Here is an 18,388-nt window from a genome sequence, read left to right on the forward strand (position 1 = left end):
CCAGCAGGTTGTTAAACAGCTGCATCAGCCGGTCGCGATCGCCAAACACTACGGCGTTTTCCGGTAGCGAGAGCTCAATGCGCAGGTCGCGGCTGGCAAAGCGTTCCCGGAAGGCGCCGCTGGCGACTTCCAGAATGTTGATCACATCCACCGGCGCTTTCTGGTAGGCCAGCGCCCCCTCGTCGGACATCGACAGCTGATGCAGATCCTCTACCAGTTTAGTGAGGGTGCCCACTTCCGCCTGTAAAGAGGCGACCGATTCCGGGGTGAACTTACGCACGCCATCCTGAATCGCCTCCAGTTCGCCGCGCAGCACCGCCAGCGGGGTGCGTAGCTCGTGGGAAATATCGGCCATAAAATCCCGGCGCATCTGCTGGTTTTTCTCCAGGGTACTGGCGAGCTGGTTGAAGTCCTGCGCCAGCTTGCCCAGTTCGTCCTGGCTGCGGGTATCGACGCGGGTGGAAAAATTCCCCGCAGCCAGCTGGTGGGTGCCGTCCACCAGCCGTTTAACCGGGGCCAGCAGGCCGCGCGCCAGCGGAAAGGTCGCCAGCGCCGCCAGCAGGGTGGAGAGCGCCACTATCAGCCAGCTGGTCTGGCGCTGCTGTCGATCAAAATTGATGTCGGTATTGCGCGTCAGCCGTTCGACCGGGGAGGCGATCACCCAGCCCACGGCCGCGCCGTTGACGGTGATGGCCCGCTTCGTGCCGTCCGGCGGTACCGGAGCCCGCGGGCCGACCAGTACACGCATCTCCTGGTCGATCACCCAGAACTGGGTGCGCCAGCCGTGGGGCGGCATGCCGGGTCCGGGACGATCGCTGTCGGTATCGTGCTCCAGCGAGCGCAGGATCTGAAAGACAAAGCGGTCATTGTTGCGTAAAAAGCGCCAGTTGCCGTGGAGAGCGTACTGCTCGGCCAGGGCATCGCTCAGGCCCTGCAGACGCTGCTCGTTACCGTGTTTGATGTAGTCAATAAAGCCGCGCTCAAAGCTGACCCGCACCGCCCAGTGCATCGTGATCAGCAGGACCATACAGGTGGCGAAAATGGCCAGAAACAGCTTGCCGGTGATACCCGGTCGCCAGAACTTCATCGTTCACTCCTTTTGCGCCGCCTGATGACGACATTCTTGCTGGTATCATCCGGAACCCGGGCGAAAATAAAGGCTGGCAGGGCGATAATCAGCGCCATGCTCAGGTAGGTGTAGAGAAACACCTGATGGACGACGGCGCTGTCGGCGGTGAGCTGATGCTGCCCGTACAAGCCCAGCAGCAGCCCGGCAATCGTCACGCCCACGCTCATCGACAGCTGCATGATCATCGACAGCAGGCTGTTGCCGCTGCTCGCCTGCTCATCGGGCAGATCTTTCAGCGTCAGGGTATTCATGGAGGAGAAGCGGATGGAGTTGATCATCCCCTGGCAGAACAGCACCAGCGGCAGAACGTAGTACCAGCCCAGCAGCGCAACGCCCATAAACAGCAGGCTCACCAGCGCCAGCCCCAGGGTGGAGGCGACCAGCACCCGGCGATAACCGAAGTAGTTCACCACCTGCACGACAATGCGCTTCATCCCCATGCTGCCGAGCACCATCGGGATCATCATCAGCCCGGCATGAAACGGCGAAAAGCCGAGGCCAATCTGCAAAAAGACCGGGGTCATAAACGGCAGCATGCCGCTGCCGATGCGTCCGGCCAGGCTGCCGAGCAGCCCCAGCCGGTAGGTGGTGTTCTTAAACAGCGTCAGGCTGAACAGCGCCCGGTCATTGCCCCGGGCGTGCCACAGATACCAGAGAATCGACACCACGCCGATGGCCACCAGTCCGGCGAGGGCCAGGGAGGAGATCCCGAGCCCCTTTTGCCCATCCAGCGCCAGGGTCAGGGTCGCCATCCCCGCCGCCAGCAGGAAAAAGCCACCCAGATCGAAACGCCGGGTCTGCATTTTGTAGTTCGGCATCAACATCAGGGTGGCAATCGCCCCGATAATCCCCACCGGCAGGTTAATCAGGAAGATCCAGTGCCAGGAGGCGTACTCCACCAGAACACCGCCCAGCGCCGGGCCCAGCAGCGGCCCCACCTGGCCGGGGAGGGTCACGAAGGTCATCGCCGCCATGTACTGCTCTCGCGGGACGATCTTCATCACCGTCAGCCTGCCTACCGGCACCATCATCGCGCCGCCGACGCCCTGCAACACCCGGGCCATCACCAGCTCGTTGAGCGTCTCCGCCCGGGCGCAGAACAGGGAGCCTGCGGTAAAGAGCACGATGGCGGTAAAGAAGATATTGCGCACCCCCACTTTGTCCGCCAGCCAGCCGCTGGCGGGGAGCATCACGGCTACCGTCAGCACATAGGCGACAATCACCATATGCATATGCAGCGGGCTCTCCCCAAGGCTTTTCGCCATTGAGGGGAGGGCGGTGTTGACGATAGTCGTATCCAGCGACTGCATAAAGAAGCCGAAGGCGACAATCCACAGCTGCCAGCGAACGTTCGCGGGGAGATCCGTCATTAGCCTGTTACCGTCTCTTTCTGTTTACGTGAAAAACGCACCCGTAAGCGATCAAAGAACAGATAGACCACCGGGGTGGTATAGAGCGTCAGCAGCTGGCTCATCACCAGCCCGCCAACAATGGTGATCCCCAGCGGCTGGCGCAGCTCCGCGCCATCCCCGCTGGAAATTACCAGCGGCAGAGCACCGAACAGCGCCGCCAGGGTGGTCATCATAATCGGGCGAAAACGCAGTAGACAGGCCTGGAAGATCGCCTCCTGCGGCGTCATGTTGCCGTTGCGCTGCGCCTCCAGGGCAAAGTCGACCATCATGATGGCGTTTTTCTTCACGATGCCGATTAACAGCATAATACCGATCAACGCAATCAGGCTGAACGGGGCGCCAAACAGCTCCAGCGCCAGCAAGGCGCCCACGCCCGCCGAGGGCAGGGTGGAGAGGATCGTCAGCGGATGAATATAGCTCTCATACAGCACCCCAAGCACGATATAGACCGTGGCGATCGCCGCCAGAATCAGGATCACCTGCGAGTTCATGGTCTCCTGGAATACCTGGGCGGTGCCGGCAAAGCTGCCGCGCACGGTGGACGGCACCCCAAGCTGGGTCATGGCGCGGTTGATGGCGTCGCTCGCTTCCGAGAGGGATTTGCCGGTCGGCAGGTTAAACGACACGGTCGAGGCCGCCGACAGCCCCTGATGGTTGACCGACAGCGGCGCATTAGCGGGCTGCCAGCGGGCGAAATAGGAGAGCGGGATCGCCTTACCGTCGTTATTAATCACAAACATCTTATCCAGAGCGCTGATATCCTGCGTATAGCGGGGATCGACCTCCATCACCACCTTGTACTGGTTCATCGGCTGATAGATGGTGGAGATCTGCCGCTGGCCGAAGGCGTTATTCAGCAGGCTGTTGGCGGCGCTGACGTCAATCCCCAGCCGCGACATGGTTTCGCGATCGTAGGTCAGGGCCATCTCCGCGCCGTTGTCCTGCTGGTCGGAGTTAACGTCCGCCAGCTCCGGCAGCGCTGCCAGCGCTTTGCGGATCTTCGGCTCCCACTCTCTGAGGGCTGCAAGATCGTCTGACAGCAGGGTGTACTGGTAGCTGGCATTCGACTGGCGCCCGCCCACGCGGATATCCTGCACCGCCACCAGGAACATATTTGCTCCCGGCTCTTTCGAAAGCGCGCCCCTGAGGCGGTCGATCACCTGCTGCGCAGTTTCGTTACGCTCGTCACGGGGCTTGAGGGTGATAAACATCATCCCGCTGTTGACCCGCGAGCCGCCGGTAAAGCCGGTGACGTTATCCACGGCTTTGTCTTCGCGGATGATCTTCATGAAATCCTGCAATTTGCCGCGCATCGCCTGGAAGGAGATGCTCTGGTCGGCCTGAATTCCCCCCATCAGCACCCCCGTGTCCTGCTCCGGGAAGAAAGTTTTCGGGATGGTGATATACATCCAGACGTTGAGGGCGATGGTGCCAATCAGCACCAGCCCGACGATCCGGGTGTGGTTCAGCACCCACTTCAGCGATTTACCGTAGCCCGACTGCAACGCCATCAGCATCCGACCAAAGCCCCGATTGCGCGGCTGCGACTGAGGCGGGCTGCGTTTCAGCATCCAGCCGCACATCATCGGCGTGAGCGTCAGCGACACCAGCAACGATATACCTATCGCCACCGACAGCGTGACCGCAAACTCACGCAGCAGACGCCCCGGCAGTCCGTCCATCAGCAGCAGGGGCAGGAACACCGCCACCAGGGAGAGACTCATGGAGAGCACCGTAAAGCCCACTTCACGCGAGCCTTGCAACGCCGCCTGCAGCGGTTTCATCCCCGCTTCGAGGTGGCGGGAGATGTTCTCCAGCACCACGATGGCGTCATCCACCACAAAGCCGGTGGCGATGGTCAGGGCCATCAGAGACAAATTGTTGAGGCTAAAGCCGCACAGGTACATGGCGGCGAAGGTGCCAATCAGCGACACCGGGACCGCCACCGCTGGGATCAGCGTCGCCCGCCCGGAGCGTAGGAAGAGAAATACCACCAGGATCACCAGCGCCACCGAGATAATCAGCGTTTGCTCTACCTCTTCGAGCGAGGCGCGAATGGTGGGGGAGCGATCCTGGGCAATCTGCAGATCGATGGCCGCCGGAATGGTCTCCTGCAGCTCCGGCAGACGGGCGCGGATGCTGTTCACCGTCTCAATAATGTTGGCTTCCGGCAGTTTGCGGATCATCAGCAAAATGGCGGGCTTAGCGTTGGTCATCCCGGCGTTGCGCACGTCCTGCACCGAGTCGGTGACGCTTGCCACGTCGCTTAAGCGCACCGCCGCGCCGTTATTGTAGTGGATGATTAAGGGCTGATATTCCTCCGCGGTCTTCAGCTCGTCGTTGGTCTGGATCTGCCAGCGGCGGCTGCCATCCTCCACCGACCCTTGCGGCCTGCGCACGTTGGCGTTGCTGATGGCGCTGCGCACGTCATCCAGCGAGACGCCCTGGTTAAAGAGCGCCTGCGGGTTCAGCCCCACGCGCACCGCGGGCAGGGAGCTGCCGCCGACGTCCACATCGCCCACGCCCTCGATCTGGGCGATGGTCTGCGCCAGCTGGGTGGAGGCGAAGTCGTACAGCTGCCCCTGGGAGTAGGTGTCCGAGGTGAGCGTCAGGATCATAATCGGCGCATCGGACGGATTGGCTTTGCGGTAGGTCGGACGGCTCGGCATGCCGCTCGGGAGCAGGCTTTGCGCGGCGTTGATCGCCGCCTGCACGTCGCGCGCCGCGCCGTTGATGTCGCGGTTAAAGTTAAACTCCAGAATGATGCGCGTACTGCCGAGGGAGCTGCTGGAGGTCATCTCGTTGACCCCGGCGATGCGCCCGAGCGAGCGCTCCAGCGGCGTTGCCACCGACGAGGCCATCGTTTCCGGGGAGGCGCCGGGCAGCGAGGCGCTGACCATGATCACCGGGAAATCCACCTGCGGCAGCGGGGCCACCGGCAGCAGCCGGAAGCCGAGCACGCCGCAGAGGGTGATGGCGAGGGAGATTAAAATCGTCGCCACCGGGCGGTAAATGAAGAGGGCGAAAAACTTCACTTACGCCTCCTCTTCTTCACGTTTCGGGAAGCGGCTTTTGCTCCACAGGGCCAGGCGGTCAAAGAGCAGATAGATCACCGGCGTGGTAAAGAGGGTTAACACCTGGCTCACCAGCAGCCCGCCCACCATGCCAATCCCCAACGGACGGCGCAGTTCGGCCCCGACCCCGGTACTGAGCATCAGCGGCAGGGCACCGAGCAGCGCCGCGAGAGTGGTCATCAGGATCGGACGGAAACGCAGCAGACAGGCCTGATAGATCGCCTCCCGCGGCGGCATTCCCTGCTCGCGCTCGGCGGCAAGGGCAAAGTCGATCATCATGATGGCGTTCTTCTTGACGATGCCGATCAGCAGGATAATGCCGATGATGGCAATCACATCCAGCTCGTTGCCCGCCAGCATCAGCGCCAGCAATGCACCCACACCCGCGGTGGGCAGGGTCGAGAGAATGGTGATGGGATGAATAAAGCTCTCATAGAGCACCCCCAGCACGATGTACATCGCCACTACCGCGGCCACGATCAGCCAGATGGTGCTCCCGAGCGCCGCCTGGAACGCCAGCGTACTGCCCTGGAAGTGGGTCTGGATATCGGTCGGGAAGCTGAGACGTTTTTCCGTATCGGTAATGGCCTGAATCGCTTCGCCCAGCGAGTAGTCGTCCGGCACGTTAAACGAGATGGTGGTGGAGGGGAACTGATCCAGATGGTTCACCGCCAGCGGCGTAAAGCGCTCTTCCACTTTGGCAATTGCATTCAGGGGCACAATCCCGCCCTCTTTGCTGGTCAGGCGCACCGAATCCAGTCCTGCCAGCCCCGGCGTCTGCCGGGTATCGTGCTCCAGCACCACCCGGTACTGGTTAGCCTGGGTATAGATGGTGGAGATCAGGCGCTGGCCGAAGGCGTTGTACAGGGCGTTATCCACATCCGCCATGCTAATGCCCAGCCGGCTGGCGCTGTCGCGATCGACATTGATATAGGCCGCCAGGCCTTTGTCCTGCCAGTCGCTGCTGACGTCCGAGAGATGCGGCAGCTGCTGGAGCTCATCCACCAGCTGCGGCACCCAGGTGCTGAGCGCGTCGAGGCTGGTGGCCTGCAACGTAAACTGATACTGAGTGCGGCTCACCGTGGTGTCGATGGTCAGATCCTGAGTCGGCTGCAGGTAGAGCTCCACGCCAGGCACCTTCGCCACTGCATTTTGCAGTCGGTCGATCACCGTGTTCACCCGGTCGTCGCGATCGTCCAGCGGCTTGAGGTTGATTTGCAGGCGAGCGCTATTGAGGGACGGGTTGGTGCCATCAACGCCGACGAACGAGGTCAGGCTCTCCACCGCCGGATCTTTCATGATCGCTTCTGAGACCGCCTGCTGGCGCTGGGCCATGCTGGCGAACGATACCGACTGCGGCGCCTGCAACGTACCCTGAATGATGCCGTTATCCTGGATTGGGAAGAAGCCTTTCGGGATCATCACCCACAGCAGCACGCTCAGGGCCAGGGTGCCGAGCGCCACGCCGAGGGTCGCCCACGGATGGTTCAGCACTTTGGCCAGCAGGCGGCCATAGGCGGCAATAATGCGCTCGAACATCCGCTCCGAGGCGCGGGAGAAGCGGTTCTGCTTGCGCAGGGATTCATGGCTCAGCATGCGGGCGCACATCATCGGCGTCAGGGTCAGGGAGACCACCGCTGAGATTAAAATCGCCACCGCCAGCGTCACCGCAAACTCCCGGAACAGACGCCCGACGATATCGCCCATAAACAGCAGCGGGATCAGCACCGCAATTAACGAGAAGGTGAGGGAGATAATGGTGAAGCCGATCTCACCGGCCCCCTTCAGCGCCGCCGCCAGCGGTTTTTCGCCTTTTTCGATATAGCGGGAGATGTTCTCGATTACCACGATAGCGTCATCCACCACAAAGCCGGTGGCGATGGTCAGGGCCATCAGCGTCAGGTTATTGATCGAGAAGTCGAGGAACACCATCACGGCGAAAGTGCCCACCAGCGACAGGGGCACCGCCACCGCCGGAATAATGGTCGCCGGAACGTTGCGCAGGAACAGGTAGATGATCATTACCACCAGCGCAATCGCCAGCATCAGTTCAAACTGGGTATCGCTCACCGAGGCGCGAATGTTGGTGGTGCGATCCGACAGCACCTTAACGCTCACCGATTTTGGCAGACTATCGATAAGGGTGGGCAGCATCGCACGAATGCTGTCGGCGGTATCGATGATATTCGCCCCCGGCTGGCGCTGGACGTTCATCACGATCGCCTGCTGTTTGTTGGCCCACGCCCCGAGCCAGCTGTTTTCTGCCCCCTGCTCGACGGTCGCCACGTCGCCAAGCCGGATCGCCGCCCCGTTCTGGTAGGCGACAATCAGCTGACGATACTCATCCGCGGACTGCATCTGATCGTTAGCGGAGAGGGTCACCGCCCGGGTCGGACCATCGAGTGAGCCTTTCGCCGAGTTAACGTTGGCCTTAGTGATGGCGGTGCGGATGGTTTCGCTGGTCAACCCCAGGGAGGCGATCGCTTGGGCGTTGAGCTTCACGCGAACCGCCGGACGCTGGCCGCCGGAGAGGGTCACCAGCCCGACGCCGGAGACCTGGGAGATCTTCTGCGCCACGCGGGTTTCCACCATATCTTCCACCTGGGTCATCGGCATGGCAGAGGAGGTGACGGCGAGGGTCATGATCGGCGGATCCGCCGGGTTCACCTTGCTGTAGACCGGCGGGTTAGGCAGGTCGGACGGCAGCAGGTTGGTGGCAGCGTTGATGGCGGCCTGCACCTCCTGCTCGGCGACATCCAGCGACAGGCTGAGCTGGAACTGTAACGTCACCACCGACGCGCCGCCGGAGCTTTGGGAGGACATCTGCTTCAGGCCCGACATCTGCCCAAACTGGCGCTCCAGCGGGGCGGTGATGGCGGAAGTGACGACATCCGGGCTGGCGCCGGGGTAGAGCGTCACCACCTGAATGGTGGGGTAATCCACTTCCGGCAGGGCAGAGACCGGCAGGAAGCGGTAGCCAATGATCCCCGCCAGCAGGATCGCCACCATCAGCAGGGTGGTGGCGACAGGGCGCAGGATAAACAGACGCGACGGCCCGCCTGTAGCGCTCGGGGGCATCACCTGCATCAGGCGTTCTCTCCCTGTTTTTTAGCTTCGCGTTTGCCAGGATCGGCAGGGGTGTCGGCGTGGGATTCTACGACCTCCACTTTTGCCCCTTCGGTCAGACGGTCGATGCCGTCGGTCACCACGCGGTCGCCTGCCGACAGCCCGGCGGCAATGACCACGCTCTGGCTGTCCTGAATGCCCGGTTTCACCAGGTGCTTGCTGACCTTGTTGTCACTGTTCAGCACCCAGACGAAGTTGCCTTCGTTACCCATCTGCAACGCTGCCGTTGGGATCACCACCGCATTCTCTTCGGTAGCGACCAGCATGCGGGCGTTAACAAACTGGTTCGGGAACAGGGCGTCGTCCTGATTGTTAAACCGTGCTTTCAGCTTGATGGTGCCGGTGGTGGTGTCGATCTGGTTATCGAGGCTCAGCAGGGTGCCGTCGCTGAGCTTCTGCTTGTTGGCGCGATCCCAGGCCTCCACGGTTAAGTTTTTACCGGCTTTCTGTGCCTGGATAATGGTGGCGATATCGCTCTCCGGCAGGGTGAAGACCAGATCGATAGGGTGGGTCTGGGTGAGCACCACTATCCCGGTGGTATCGCCGCTGGAGATCTGGTTGCCGATATCCACCTGTTTTAATCCCACGCGTCCGTCGATAGGGGCGGTGATGCGGCTCCAGTCGAGCTGGAGCTGCGCGCTGGCGACGGCGGCCTGGTCTGCCTTAATGGTCCCCATGCTTTCGCTCACCAGCGCCTGCTGGGCGTCGAGCTCCTGGCGGGAGACGAGGTTGGTTTTCACCAGCTGCTGATAACGGGCCAGATCCCGGCGGGCATTAGCAAGGGTGGCCTGATCTTTAGCCAGCTGTCCCTGGGCCTGGGCCAGCGCAACCTTGAACTGGCTGGGATCGACTTCGGCCAGCAGATCGCCAGCCTTCACCTGTTGTCCTTCCTGGAAGTGCAGGGCGATAAGTTGCCCGTCGACGCGGCTGCGCACGGTGACGGTGTTGGCGGCGGTAATGGTGCCGAGCCCGGAGAGATAACGCGGCACGGATTTACTGACTGCGGTGGCGGCCTGAACCGGTGCCAGAGCGCCGCCGAGCATGCCGTGACGTCCACCGCCTGCCGGGCGCTGCGCCTGGCTGGATGCACCGGCAGGAGCCGAAGCGTGTTGATGCCAGTACCACGCGGCGGCAAGGGCCACCACAATGATGCCAGCGGCGATTACCCAGCGGGATTTATTGCGGCCTTTCATCGTTATATGTTCTCGTCCTGAAACAGTGCGGAAAATAATACTAGTTTAGTGAGGCAATTGAGCGGAAAAATGGAGGAAATATGAAAGACTGTCGGGAATTGTCCGAATGGCGCGGGGCAAGGCCGGTGCGGTCTGCATGCCGGGTGGTGGCTGCGCCTTACCCGGCCTACACAAACGACATACTCTCCTTGCGGAAGAGTATTGTAGGCCGGGCAAGCGAAGCGCCGCCCGGCATTTCCACCCTAGCTGAAGACCACCTGCGCCCAGCGCGCCAGCCCGGCGGTGACAGAGCCAAAATCATCACCCCCGGCAATCGGGATGCCCGGCAACTGCTGCGCCAGGGCTTTTTTGATCAGCGGCGAACGGGCGCTGCCGCCGGTCAGGTAGATCACGTCCGGCTTCTCATTGCCGTTATCCAGCGCCAACTGCACCTGCTCGAGGATGCGCTGTAACGGATGCGCCAGCGCCGCCTCCAGCCCCTGCTGGCTGATGGCCGTCGCCAGCTCATCGCTGATGAACGGCAGCGTTACGGCGTGTTCTGCGGCCTCGGAGAGGGCAATTTTGCTCTCTTCCGCGCTGCGTACCACCCGGTAGCTCAGACGTTGACGCCACACTTTATGCAACAGCGCCACTTTGTCGCCATCCTGAGCGTCGCGGATCAGATCGTTAAGAAAACGGCCATTGGCGACACTGTAGAATTCGCTTTGCGCCGGCACATCGTTTATCGCCACGGCGTTCCACCACGGCAGGATCGGAAGCGCGGTGCCTTTTTCTGTCTGCCCGCCCATGCCGAGCAGCGGCATCAGGCTCTTAAAGGCCAGGGCGATGTCCAGGTCATTACCGCCAATACGACAGCCGCTGTGCCCCAGCAGGCTGTTCTCGCGATCCCGGCGCTGATGCCACTGCGGGCCCATCAGCAGCAGCGAGCAGTCGGTGGTTCCGCCGCCGATATCCACGACAAGTACCCGTTTTTCGCTCTCAAGCGTCGCCTCAAAATCGAGACCGGCAGCGACTGGCTCATACTGGAATACCACATCGCGGAAACCGGCGCGCTGCGCGGCGCGCTCCAGAATCCCCTGCGCCTGCTGATTCGCGTCATCGCCGCCCAGCCCCTGGAAGTTAATCGGCCGGCCAATCACCGCCTGGGTGATCGTATCCGTCAGCTGAGTCTGGGCCTGCTGGCGAATATGCAGCATCATGGCGCAGACCAGATCTTCAAACAGCGCCACCTGCTGCGGCTTCAGGCCGCTGGCGCCGAGGAAAGATTTTGGCGACTTCACAAAGTAGACCTCTTCCGGATCCTCAATGTAGTGACCCAGGGAAGAGAGGCCAAACTGTACGCTGGCCGGGGTGACGTCGATATCTTCTTCGCGGTTAAAGCTCACAGCCCGACGCAGCAGCGCCTGGGTTTCTGTGCCGGTAGCCGGCACCTGATGATGGCGGTACAGCCACTCGCTCACCGCCTCGCGGGTCGGCGCGCAGAGCATCGACGGCAACAGCGTGCTGTTATTTTCCATTTTCAGCAGCTGCGGCTGCCCGTTTTGCATCACCGCAACTGAACAGTTGGCGGTGCCATAGTCAAATCCGATAAACACTTCAGCGTCCCCATGCCATTGAGAAGGGGCGAGACTGTAGCGAAATGTCTGGCTGGCGACAACAGGAATATGAAAGCAAGGCGCAGGTGGCAATCTCCGTTTATGCTGTGACAGGACAAAATAAGGAGCGACGATGTTTACCCTCACCTGGCAGCCGCCCTATGACTGGCAATGGATGTTGAAATTTCTCGGCGATCGCGCGGTTGCCGGGATTGAAACCGTGACCCCCACCGACTACACCCGCAGTTTTGCCTGCCTGGGACACCGGGGGCTGATCCGCGTTACGCCACAGCCCGGGGGCACGCTGGAAGTAGGGCTCAGCGAGGGCCTGCTGCCCATCGCTGAACTGTGCCTGGCACGGCTTACCCGCCTGTTCGATTTGCACTGCGATCCGCAGCAGATCGCTCAGGCGCTGGGCTCGCTCGGCGCCGCGCGGCCTGGCCTGCGCCTGCCGGGCTCGATGGATACCTGGGAGCAGGGCGTGCGCGCCATCCTCGGGCAGTTGGTCAGCGTGGCCATGGCCGCGAAACTCACCGCGAAGCTGGTGGCGCTCTGTGGTGAACCCCTGCCGGAGGCGCCGGGCTATTGCTGTTTCCCGACGCCTGCCGCGGTAGCACAAACCGATCCGCTGGCACTGAAAGCGCTGGGCATGCCGCTGAAACGCGCAGAGTCGCTGATCCATCTGGCCCGGTCGGTCATGGCGGGGGATTTCCCGACAGAGACCCCGGCCGATATTGAAAGCGCGATTAAAGGGTTACAGACCCGGCCCGGAATTGGCCGCTGGACGGCAAACTACTTTGCCCTGCGCGGCTGGCAGGCAAAAGATGTCTTTCTGGCGGACGATTATCTGATTAAGCAGCGCTTTGCCGGCATGACGCCGGCGCAAATCCGCCGCTATGCTGAACGCTGGCAGCCGTGGCGCTCGTACGCCCTGCTGCATATCTGGTATACCGACGGCTGGTCGCCGTCAGTTGATGCCGAAATAGCTGGTATTCAGTAGCAGCTCCAGCGGCTGCGGCTCGCCAATGGTATTGCCGTAGATATAGTCGATGCCAATGCCGGAGAGGGTATCCATCATGATCGGTTGATTGCTCGGCCCGGCGATTGTTTTGATGCCCAGCCGCTGGGCGTGGCCCTGGATAATGGTCACCAGCATCTCATCCATCAGATTTCCATGAACGTTCGCCACCAGCTCGGGATCGAGGAGGAGATAATCGGCCATCTGCGCACTCAGGTGGTTGAACACCTCCATCTCGCGGCCCACATGGCTCAGGATGATACGGCATCCGGCTTCACGCAGCTTCTGCAGATTGTGGTGGGTATTGTCATCCTCCTGCGTCAGGACGCTGACGTTAACGATCAGATGCAGCAGTCGCGGCTGCAGCGGACAGGCGCGCAGCATCTCCAGCAGTTCATCCACCAGCGTGGCGCTGGCAAGACCGGCCATGGAGAGCGGCAGGGCGACCCCGGTGCCTTTGTTGGTCAATGGGGTGGCGAAGTTGCGGAAAAACTCCTGCAAAATACGTCTGTCCAGGGCGTGGATTAACTCCGGCTCCGCCAGCCCCGCCCGGAAAGCCTGCTCTTCGAGCATCTCGCCGTCGTTGGTCCACAGGCGCAGGGCAAGCATCCAGAAGGTGCTGCTTTCAGGGATGCGCGGCGAGGCGACGCTGCGGGCAATCATCAGCAGATGATTGTCTTTGATCATGTGCCACTGCTCGTCCAGCGAGATGGTGCCCGGCGCGTTCAGCATTCGCTCCTGTTGCGGTTCATACACCGTCACCACGCCACGGCCACTGTTCTTCGACGAGTAGCAGGCGATATCGGCCTGGGACATCACCTCTGAGGCCTGGTTATTGCGCTCGTCGATCTGGGTGATCCCGGCGCTGGCGCCGATGCGGTGCAGGCGGCCCTCCCACATAAAGTGATACCCATTGATGGCGTCGATGATACGACCGGCAATATAGCGCGCGCTTTCGGTGTTGCAGTCCGGCAGCAGCAGGCCAAACTCATCCCCGCCCAGACGGGCCAGCATATCGGTAGAACGCAGCATGCTCAGCATCAGGGAGGAGAGCTCCCGCAGCAGCGCATCCCCCGCCGCGTGGCCTGCGGTGTCGTTGACGGCTTTAAAGCGGTCCAGATCGATAAACACCAGCGCGTGACGCTGGCGCGTCTCCTGCACGGTGTGCAACATCCGCTTAAGGGAAGCCTCAAAACTGACGCGGTTCGCCAGGTGGGTAAGGGCATCATGAGAGGCGTTATAGCTCAGCTCGCGCAGCATTTTACGCGATTCGGTAACGTCCTGAATAACCAGCACCGAGCCGATGTTCTGCCCGTCGAGGGTGCTTAGCGGGGTAATGCTGTAGTGAATATCGTAGCTGCCGCCGTTGCGGCTGTGCAGCACCACATCCTGTTCGATATCGCTACGGGACATATCTCCGCTGTGGATGTTCTCCATCAGCGGGCCGTTATCGCCGAAGGTGATATGCAGGACCGAGAGGATCGGCTGGGACAGCGCCTCTTCCTGCAGCCAGCCGCTCATCTTCTCCGCCACCGGGTTCATAAAGGTGACGTTCATATTGATATCGGTACAGAGCACCGCTTCGCCGATGGAGTCGAGGGTAATATGCAGGCGCTCTTTTTCCTGGAACAGCGCCTCGTTCAGCTCTTTCACCTCGGTCATATCCATATTGATACCAAGCAGGCGTTCCACTTCACCTTGCTTATTCAGCACCCGGTTCGCCAGGGCGCGAATATGGCGGATACCGTCTTTTACCCGGATACGGAACTCCAGCTTGAACGGAACGCGGGCCGCCAGCGAATCCCGCACCACCTGTTCCGCCATGGCACGATCTTCCGGCAGCATGCACTCATGCCAGAGCTGCCAGGTGGGTTTAACATGGGCAGGCACTTCATACAGCTCGAACATGCGCTTATCCCAGCTGATAACGTTGGGTTTGACGTCCCACTCCCAGATACCAATTCCGCCAGCCTCGTTGGCAAGCGTAATACGTTCCATCAGTCGCTTGTTCACCCACTCGGTATGCTTGAGGTCGTTAATATCTTCAATCTGGGCAATAAAGTAGAGCGGGGTACCATCGGCGTGACGTACCAGGGAGACCGCGAGCAGAGCCCAGACCACCTCGCCGCTACGGGTGTAGTAACGCTTTTCCAGCGAGTAACTGTTGATTTTGCCTTGCAGCAGTTGATCCAGTTGCTCCAGATCGCTCTCTAAATCTTCCGGCCAGGTAAGTTGCTGGAAGCTAAGGGAACGCAGCTCGGACTGGGAGTAGCCGAGGAACTGACACAGCGCTTTGTTCGCCTGCAGCCACTGCCCGTCGGTGCTGACCAGCGCCATACCGATAACGGAATACTCCATCGCATTGCGAAAACGCTCTTCGCTCTCGGTAATGTGCTTACGCTCGGCGCGAAATGCGTACATCACCATCGTCATTACGTTGGCGGGCAGCAGCATCATCAGGAAGGGCAACCATGGGGCGTTGGTCATCGCGCCAAAATTTTGCGTGGTCAGCGGAACCGGATTTTTGGCAATCATCAACGACACCATCATTACCGTCACCAGGAAGACCAGGAAGGCTTCAAGACGCGGCAGACGCACGGCGCTCCACATCAGCAGAACAATGATGGCCGTAAAGGGCCAGGGCAAAAAATGCAGAGCGATCCAGCTCAGAAGCAGCGTCACTGCCATGGTCAGCAGGGTTTCAAACAGCAGGCGCGGGTTGCGATGGCGCAGCAGATAGTGCGGCTTAAACAGCAGGCCTAATGGCACCAGCGCCAGCGAGCCGACAGATTCTGACAGCACCCAGACCATAAAGCTGCGCAGCGGCTCGTCGCTTGGGACCAGCAGCCAGACCAGTACGCCGCCCAGCAGGGGCGGGATAAGCGCGCTGCCGATCGCCAGACGGATCCAGTCTCCGAGATTCTGTAAGGGGTTGTAGGCGGGGAGCAGTTTGCGCAGCAGTAAAGCACCGGCAAAGGCCTCCACAACGTTGATGCCCGTGTACCACAGGTTGACGGTGTCCCAGGAGAAGATAAGCCAGGTGGCGAAGATATTCCCGACGCTACAGGCGAGGGCGATCCCGGGCCACATCTTTCCGGCGTGGCGGTAAAACGCCACCATCATAATTGAGGTCGGGAACCATAAAGGTGCTAAAAAAGTGCCTAAACGCGTTAATTCGAGCGAGAAAAGTGTGAATATAAAGGTAACCAGTCCAAGACTGACAAGCCGTAGTAAAGGATGTGGCGTAGTGACCAAAACGCGCTGGTATTTTTTATTCATTACCGCTCTATCCGAAGACACCATGCCGCCAGGAGTCTTCTCCAGACGAGTTCATTTTTTAATTTTGATCATGCTAGTACAAACAATTTACAATTTATATGGTATGCGCTCATAAATTGACATCACAGCATTATTAAATACTTATCCTGCAAAAAATTCATCTTTGGCGCTGGAAAAGTAGCCGAAAAAATTTGTATCAGGAGTAATCTGCCCGGACTTTGAACGTGTCTCGCATAACATTTCTATTCGGCTGGTATCAGGCCGATGAAATCCCTATAATTGCCGCGTTTGACGCTCAGGCGTCGTCCTTCCTTACATCCAGGTTACTCAGGTCGCAAAATTTATGACTGATAAGTCTCATCAGTGCGTCATTATAGGCATCGCCGGCGCATCGGCTTCAGGTAAAAGTCTCATTGCCAGTACGCTTTACCGTGAATTACGTGAACAGGTCGGTGATGAGCACATCGGCGTTATTCCAGAAGACAGCTATTACAAAGATCAAAGCCATCTGTCGATGGAAGAGCGTGTCAAGACCAACTATGACCATCCCAGCGCGATGGACCACAGCTTGTTATTCCAGCATCTTCAGGCCCTGAAGAACGGTACCGCCATTGAGCTGCCCGTCTATAGCTATGTTGAACACACCCGTCTGCAAGAAACCGTGCGCATTGCGCCGAAAAAGGTCATTATCCTCGAAGGGATCCTGCTGCTCACCGACGCCCGTCTGCGCGAATCCATGAACTTCTCGATTTTTGTCGACACCCCGCTGGATATCTGCCTGATGCGCCGCATCAAACGCGACGTGAACGAACGCGGCCGCTCAATGGATTCGGTGATGGCGCAATACCAGAAAACGGTCCGCCCAATGTTCCTGCAGTTTATTGAACCGTCCAAACAGTACGCCGATATCATCGTGCCGCGCGGAGGTAAAAACCGCATCGCTATTGATATTCTGAAAGCGAAAATCAGCCAGTTTTTTGAATAACACGCGCGAATTGTGTACCGTTCAAAGATAACCGGGTTCGCCCTCCGGCTCTGGTGGCCTGAGGGCGCGCTGCACGAAAGGAGAAAGTGATGCGTCTTTGTGACCGAGATATTGAAGCCTGGCTGGACGAAGGACGTCTGAGCATTACCCCGCGCCCGCCAGTCGAGCGCATTAACGGCGTGACTGTCGATGTCCGTCTGGGGAATAAGTTTCGTACCTTTAGCGGCCATACCGCGCCCTTTATCGACCTCAGTGGGCCGAAAGATGAAGTCAGCGCCGCACTCGATCGGGTGATGAGCGACGAAATCGTGCTGGACGACGGCGAGGCGTTCTATTTACATCCGGGTGAACTGGCGCTGGCCGTCACCTTTGAATCCATCACCCTGCCTGCGGATCTGGTTGGCTGGCTCGACGGACGTTCGTCGCTGGCGCGTCTGGGGCTGATGGTACACGTGACCGCGCACCGTATCGATCCGGGCTGGTCAGGGCGTATCGTGCTGGAGTTCTTCAACGCCGGTAAACTGCCCCTGGCGCTGCGTCCGGGCATGATGATTGGCGCGTTGAGTTTCGAGCCGTTAACCGGCCCGGCGGCACGTCCTTACAACCGCCGCCAGGATGCTAAATATCGCGATCAGCAGGGTGCTGTCGCCAGTCGTATTGATAAAGATTGAGCTTAAATCCGGTCCATTGAGGAAGCCATGAGAAGAGTTCTGACAACGCTGATGATTTTGCTGGTGGTGCTGATTGCTGGCCTGTCAGCGTTGGTTCTGTTGGTCAATCCCAATGACTTTCGCACCTACATGGTGCGTCAGGTGGAGGCGCGCAGCGGCTATGTCCTGAAGCTGGATGGCCCGCTGCGCTGGCACGTCTGGCCGCAGCTTAGCATCCTTTCCGGACGCATGTCCCTCACCGCGCCGGGGGCGTCGGTGCCGATGGTGACTGCCGACAATATGCGCCTCGACGTGGCGTTGATGCCGCTGCTGTCGCATCAGCTGCAGGTCAATGAGGTGATGCTCAAAGGGGCGGTGATCCAGCTGACCCCGCAGTCTGAAGCGGTACGTAATGCCGATGCGCCGGTGGCCCCGCGTGAAAACACGCTGCCGGATAAAGCCGAGGATACCGGCTGGTCATTCGATATTGGCCGTCTGAAGGTGGCTGACAGCCTGCTGGTGTTCCAGCACGAGGGGGATGAACAGGTCACGGTTCGCAATCTCAACCTGCAGATGGAACAGGATGAACACCACAAAGGCAAAATCGATTTTAGCGCCCGCGTGAACCGCAATCAGCGCGATCTGAACCTCGCATTTAGCGCTAACGTCAACGCCTCTGACTATCCACATCTGCTGAGCGCCGACATTGAGCAGCTCACCTGGCAACTCACCGGCGTCGATCTGCCGGCGCAGGGCATCAGCGGGCAGGGCACCTTACAGGTTCAGTGGCGCGAGGAGCAGAAACAGCTCGCGCTCAATCAACTCAATTTGCAGGCTAATGACAGTACCCTCACCGGGCAGGCCAGCGTGATCCTGGGTACCGACCCGCAGTGGAACATGAATCTGCGGTTCGACAGGCTTAATCTG

The 18,388-nt window shown here is 60.1% G+C and carries 11 protein-coding genes; 4 read left to right on the forward strand and 7 right to left on the reverse strand.

What is annotated here, in order from left to right; all coding sequences use genetic code 11:
• The 6 genes from baeS to yegD all read right to left on the reverse strand — a co-directional run.
• A partial coding sequence (gene baeS, locus WFM46_RS18575) for a two-component system sensor histidine kinase BaeS (RefSeq protein ID WP_336998209.1) occupies positions 1–1,087 on the reverse strand: 1,087 nt, incomplete at its 3' end.
• Positions 1,084–2,499 carry an MFS transporter gene (locus WFM46_RS18580; RefSeq protein WP_336998210.1) on the reverse strand — a complete coding sequence of 472 codons (1,416 nt, stop codon included), beginning with the start codon at positions 2,497–2,499 and terminating at the stop codon, positions 1,084–1,086. The genes baeS and WFM46_RS18580, both read right to left, overlap by 4 nt.
• Positions 2,499–5,576: a multidrug efflux RND transporter permease subunit MdtC gene (gene mdtC, locus WFM46_RS18585; RefSeq protein WP_263950435.1), complete on the reverse strand. Its 3,078-nt coding sequence runs from the start codon at positions 5,574–5,576 to the stop codon at positions 2,499–2,501. The genes WFM46_RS18580 and mdtC overlap by 1 nt, the downstream gene beginning before the upstream one ends.
• Complete coding sequence (locus tag WFM46_RS18590; protein WP_336998211.1) at positions 5,577–8,702, reverse strand: MdtB/MuxB family multidrug efflux RND transporter permease subunit; 3,126 nt, start codon at positions 8,700–8,702, stop codon at positions 5,577–5,579.
• Complete coding sequence (locus WFM46_RS18595; protein ID WP_336998212.1) at positions 8,702–9,934, reverse strand: MdtA/MuxA family multidrug efflux RND transporter periplasmic adaptor subunit; 1,233 nt, start codon at positions 9,932–9,934, stop codon at positions 8,702–8,704. Before WFM46_RS18595 ends, WFM46_RS18590 begins: the two co-directional genes overlap by 1 nt.
• Positions 9,935–10,176: 242 nt before the next feature.
• Positions 10,177–11,529 carry a molecular chaperone gene (gene yegD / locus WFM46_RS18600; RefSeq protein ID WP_103180233.1) on the reverse strand — a complete coding sequence of 451 codons (1,353 nt, stop codon included), beginning with the start codon at positions 11,527–11,529 and terminating at the stop codon, positions 10,177–10,179.
• A gap of 133 nt (positions 11,530–11,662) precedes the next feature.
• On the opposite strand from yegD, the gene alkA reads away from it, so the two are divergent.
• Positions 11,663–12,529, forward strand: a complete 867-nt coding sequence (alkA, locus tag WFM46_RS18605; RefSeq protein ID WP_336998213.1) for a DNA-3-methyladenine glycosylase 2 — start codon at positions 11,663–11,665, stop codon at positions 12,527–12,529.
• Here alkA and WFM46_RS18610 read toward each other — a convergent pair.
• A complete protein-coding gene (locus tag WFM46_RS18610) occupies positions 12,497–15,826 on the reverse strand; it encodes a diguanylate cyclase (protein ID WP_336998214.1) in 3,330 nt (1,109 codons plus the stop codon). The two genes, alkA and WFM46_RS18610, sit on opposite strands and share 33 nt — an antisense overlap.
• A 343-nt stretch (positions 15,827–16,169) precedes the next feature.
• On the opposite strand from WFM46_RS18610, the gene udk reads away from it, so the two are divergent.
• The 3 genes from udk to asmA all read left to right on the forward strand — a co-directional run.
• Positions 16,170–16,811 (forward strand): uridine kinase, encoded by a 642-nt coding sequence (gene udk / locus WFM46_RS18615; RefSeq protein ID WP_032612454.1) that lies wholly within the window; start codon positions 16,170–16,172, stop codon positions 16,809–16,811.
• Positions 16,812–16,900: 89 nt separating this feature from the next.
• Positions 16,901–17,482, forward strand: coding sequence for a dCTP deaminase (gene dcd / locus WFM46_RS18620; protein WP_103180230.1), 582 nt, complete (start codon positions 16,901–16,903; stop codon positions 17,480–17,482).
• A 27-nt stretch (positions 17,483–17,509) separates the two neighbouring features.
• The coding region (asmA, locus tag WFM46_RS18625; protein ID WP_336998215.1) for an outer membrane assembly protein AsmA at positions 17,510–18,388 on the forward strand (879 nt) is incomplete at its 3' end.

Source organism: Leclercia sp. M50 (assembly GCF_037150775.1).
Taxonomy (GTDB): Bacteria; Pseudomonadota; Gammaproteobacteria; order Enterobacterales; family Enterobacteriaceae; genus Enterobacter.

What these genes read in the sequence shown, in the direction of transcription:
- udk (WP_032612454.1), top strand. Translation starts at nt 16,170, where the DNA reads ATGACTGATAAGTCTCATCAGTGCGTCATTATAGGCATCGCCGGCGCA.
- dcd (WP_103180230.1), top strand. Translation starts at nt 16,901, where the DNA reads ATGCGTCTTTGTGACCGAGATATTGAAGCCTGGCTGGACGAAGGACGT.
- alkA (WP_336998213.1), top strand. Translation starts at nt 11,663, where the DNA reads ATGTTTACCCTCACCTGGCAGCCGCCCTATGACTGGCAATGGATGTTG.
- WFM46_RS18610 (WP_336998214.1), bottom strand. Translation starts at nt 15,826, where the DNA reads ATGAATAAAAAATACCAGCGCGTTTTGGTCACTACGCCACATCCTTTA.
- WFM46_RS18595 (WP_336998212.1), bottom strand. Translation starts at nt 9,934, where the DNA reads ATGAAAGGCCGCAATAAATCCCGCTGGGTAATCGCCGCTGGCATCATT.
- WFM46_RS18590 (WP_336998211.1), bottom strand. Translation starts at nt 8,702, where the DNA reads ATGCAGGTGATGCCCCCGAGCGCTACAGGCGGGCCGTCGCGTCTGTTT.
- WFM46_RS18580 (WP_336998210.1), bottom strand. Translation starts at nt 2,499, where the DNA reads ATGACGGATCTCCCCGCGAACGTTCGCTGGCAGCTGTGGATTGTCGCC.